Consider the following 2,538-nt stretch of genomic DNA (forward strand, 5'->3'; position numbering starts at 1 on the left):
CCGGTCGACGCGGGCGGCGAGCGCGGCGGCGACGAGCTGGCTGCCCTCGTCCTGGACCCCGGCCCGGCCCTCGCGCACGGCGGTCAGGGCGCCGGGCTCGCCGCCCTCGGCCATCCGCACGGCGTAGGGCGACCAGCGGCCGGGCAGCGCGGCGTCCTCGCCCAGCTCGGCGGTGAGTTCGGCGGTGGTGGAGCGGCCGGGGCGGGCGACGAGGGTGACCTCGGGGCGTTCGTTGTCCGCTTCGAGCAGGTCCTCGATGCCGGCGCGGCCGCCGCCGAGCGCGTCCCAGAGCGCGGAGACCACCCAGCGGGGGTGGGAGTGGACGACCGCGAGGTGGTCCTCGGCGTCGTCCTCGTAGGAGGGGGCCACCTTCGCCACCCAGCCGTCGAGGTCGTCGGCGGACACCTTGCGCAGGACGGCGTTGACGAACTTGGCGCGCCCCTCCCCCAGCACCACCCGGGCCAGCTCCACGCTCGCGGAGACCGCCGCGTGGGTGGGGATGCGGGTGCCCAGCAGCTGGTGCACGCCCATGTTCAGCACGTCGAGGACCGGCGGGTCCACCTCGCGCAGCGGCCGGTCGACGCAGGCGGCGACGATCGCGTCGTAGGTGCCCTGGCGGCGCAGCGTCCCGTAGACCAGCTCGGTGGCCAGGGCGGCGTCGCGGTGGTCGAAGTCGCCCTTGGCGCGGGCCTTCTTCAGCAGCGGGGGCAGCACGAGGTTCGCGTAGGCGTCGCGCTCGTCCACCGCCCGCAGGACCTCGAAGGCGAGGAAGCGGACCGGGTCCTTCTTGGGGCGGCGGTGCGGCTTGGCGGGACGGCGACGCGGCTGGTCGTTCACGGTGAAAGGTGCTCCGCTGGCGGTGAGGAAACGAACCCTCCCAGCCTACGTCCCCGCCCCCGGTCTCAGGCGCCCAGCAGCTCGCCGGGGACGAGGCGGACGCCGCGCGCCCAGTCGGCGGCGCGCATCGGCTTCTTGCCCTGCGGCTGCACCCAGAGCAGTTCCACCGCGTGCGAGCCGGTGCCCGCGAAGACGTTGTTCTTGCCGGCCGACAGCTCGCCCGGCGCCAGCTCGGAGCGGTCCACGGCGGGGGTGACCTGAACGAGCTTGAGCCGCTCGCCCCGGAACAGCGTCCAGGCGCCGGGGGCGGGGGTGCAGGCACGGACGACCCGGTCCACCCGCAGCGCGGGCGCGGACCACTGGACCTGGGCGTCCTCCACGGTGATCTTGGGGGCGAGGGTGACCCCGTCGGCCGGCTGCGGCACCGCGTGCAGGGTGCCGTCCTCGATGCCGTCCATGGTCGCGGCGAGCAGCCCGGCGCCGGCGAACGCCAGCCGGGTCAGCAGGTCGCCGCTGGTGTCGGTGGGCCGGACCTCCTCGGTGAGGACGCCGTAGACGGGCCCGGAGTCGAGCCCCTCCTCGATGAGGAAGGTGGAGGCACCGGTCACCTCGTCGCCGGCCATCACGGAGTGCTGCACGGGGGCCGCGCCGCGCCAGGCGGGCAGCAGCGAGAAGTGCAGGTTGACCCAGCCCCTGGCCGGGATGTCGAGCGCCGCCTTGGGCAGCAGCGCGCCATACGCGACGACCGGGCAGCAGTCCGGGGCGATCTCGCGCAGCCGGGCGAGGAAGTCCTCGTCCCGCGGCCTCGCGGGCTTCAGCACCTCGATCCCGGCCTCCTCGGCGCGCTGGGCGACCGGGCTGGCCACCAGCCGCCGGCCGCGCCCCGCGGGCGCGTCGGGCCTGGTCACGACGGCGGCCACCTCGTGGCGGCCGGAGGCGATCAGGGCGTCCAGGGCGGGCACGGCTACCTCGGGGGTGCCGGCGAAGACGAGCTTCATGGGTGGCTGACTGCCTCTCAGGCCGGACTCTCAGGCCGAAACGTTACGGTGACGAGCAACGCACCAGTCTAGGCGGTGCCTTGGACGGGGGGCGTACGCGTCCTCGCGCGCCCCTCGCACGTGCCCATACGCCCCCCGAGCGTGACCAGATCCACAGGTGCGGCGTTGGTCAAGAGAGATTGACCGAAGCGAGCCGCCCTGGTGCGGCCCGATCCCTTTCAACGCCGGTTCGAGAGGCTTCTTCATGGCCGACCACGCAACCCACGACGCCCAAGCGAGGGCCAGTCTGCATCTTCTGGTGCGGGACATCGAGCGGGTCCGGCGGCAGGTGGACGCGCTGCGCACACTCACCGCCCAACTGGGCAACGTCTACCGTCCGCGCCGCTCCGGCCCGTCCGCGGGCTTCGTCGTCTACGGCAGGGCCCCCGCCCCCACGGTCAGACTGGCCCAGGAACTGCGGGACAGCGTCGAGACACTGGTCACGGCGGCCGTGGACTTCGACCGCTCGCTGGGCTTCTCCTGGGACGCGGTGGGCTCCGCGCTCGGGGTCACCAAGCAGGCCGTCCACCGCCGGTACGGGGCCCGGCGGGGGCGGTGGATGCGGTGGGGGCGGTGGGTGTGGGGGGTGAGGTGGCCATCTCAGGATGCCCGTTCTGTGAGTCCGCGCCCCTCGGCGGGGGCCGGGGGGGGGGGGGAGGGGGCG

The 2,538-nt window shown here is 74.6% G+C and carries 3 protein-coding genes; 1 reads left to right on the top strand and 2 read right to left on the bottom strand.

All coding sequences use genetic code 11. The features are described 5' to 3' along the window. Nucleotides 1–837 (bottom strand): transcription antitermination factor NusB (locus tag MHW47_RS34475; protein ID WP_308381745.1); only part of this gene is annotated, 837 nt, incomplete at its 3' end. Nucleotides 838–902: 65 nt separating this feature from the next. After that, nucleotides 903–1,835 carry a methionyl-tRNA formyltransferase gene (gene fmt / locus MHW47_RS34480; RefSeq protein WP_239227773.1) on the bottom strand — a complete coding sequence of 311 codons (933 nt, stop codon included), beginning with the start codon at nt 1,833–1,835 and terminating at the stop codon, nt 903–905. Nucleotides 1,836–2,079: 244 nt separating this feature from the next. Between fmt and MHW47_RS34485 the strand changes: the two genes are divergently transcribed. Further along, nucleotides 2,080–2,538: hypothetical protein (locus MHW47_RS34485; RefSeq protein WP_239227774.1), on the top strand; the 459-nt coding region annotated here is incomplete at its 3' end.

This window comes from Streptomyces sp. OfavH-34-F, assembly GCF_022347745.1.
Classification (GTDB): Bacteria; Actinomycetota; Actinomycetes; order Streptomycetales; family Streptomycetaceae; genus Streptomyces.

Coding starts and splice junctions, on each gene's coding strand:
- fmt (WP_239227773.1), bottom strand. CDS start 1,835: ATGAAGCTCGTCTTCGCCGGCACCCCCGAGGTAGCCGTGCCCGCCCTG.